This is a genomic window from Acidovorax sp. HMWF018 (assembly GCF_003061035.1).
GTDB lineage: Bacteria > Pseudomonadota > Gammaproteobacteria > Burkholderiales > Burkholderiaceae_C > Acidovorax > Acidovorax delafieldii.
The window spans coordinates 23,316-24,101 of the sequence record NZ_QAIM01000562.1 but is presented as its reverse complement, the minus strand read 5'-3'; the positions used below and the strand labels follow the sequence as shown (position 1 = coordinate 24,101).

At 65.6% G+C, this 786-nt stretch carries 1 protein-coding gene; it reads left to right on the top strand.

The features are described from left to right. The coding region (locus tag DBR23_RS24155; protein ID WP_108499819.1) for an alpha/beta fold hydrolase at nt 1-715 on the top strand (715 nt) is incomplete at its 5' end. Between the last annotated feature and the right edge of the window lie 71 nt (nt 716-786).

Genomic DNA, 786 nt, shown 5'->3' with positions numbered 1-786 from the left:
CTATGGCCACGACCCGCAGTACCCGGTGACCAGCAACTGGCCACACCTGGTGCAGCAGCTGGCCGACTTTGCAACGGTGCAGGTGCAGCGCCTGGGCCAGCCGGTGTTTCTGGTGGGACATTCGCTGGGCGGCTTTTTGAGCGTGATGGCCGCCGCCCGCCACCCCGGACTGGTGCGCGGGGTACTGCTGATCGACTCGCCCCTTATTGGCGGCTGGAAGGCCAACGTGGTCAGCGTGGCCAAGCGCACCCAGGTGGTGGGTTCGATATCGCCGGGCCGGGTGAGCCGCCAGCGGCGGTTCAGCTGGGCCAGCAACGAAAAGGCGCTGGAGCACTTTCGCAAGAAGAAGGCTTTTGCACGCTGGCACCCCGAGGTGTTGCACGATTACATCACCCACGGCCTGCAAGACCAGGACGGCAAGCGGGTGCTGGGCTTTGACCGCGCGGTGGAAACCGCCATCTACAACACCCTGCCGCACAACCTGGGCCGCCTGCTGAGCAAGCACCCGCTGCAGTGCCCGGCCGCCTTCATCGGCGGGCGCGATTCCGAAGAGATGAAGCAGGTCGGCATGGCCATGACGCTGCGTGTCACCGAGGGCCGCACCATGATGCTGGACGGCAGCCACCTGTTTCCCATGGAGCAGCCCGTGGCCACTGCAGCAGCCATTGAAGCAGCGCTGCTCAACCTGGCCATGCTCACGTCCCGCCAGACTTAAGTCGTACTGGCAGATCCCCGCGCAGGGTCGCCTGCGTTCCGCCTTACCACCAAATTCGGACCGCAAGGCGC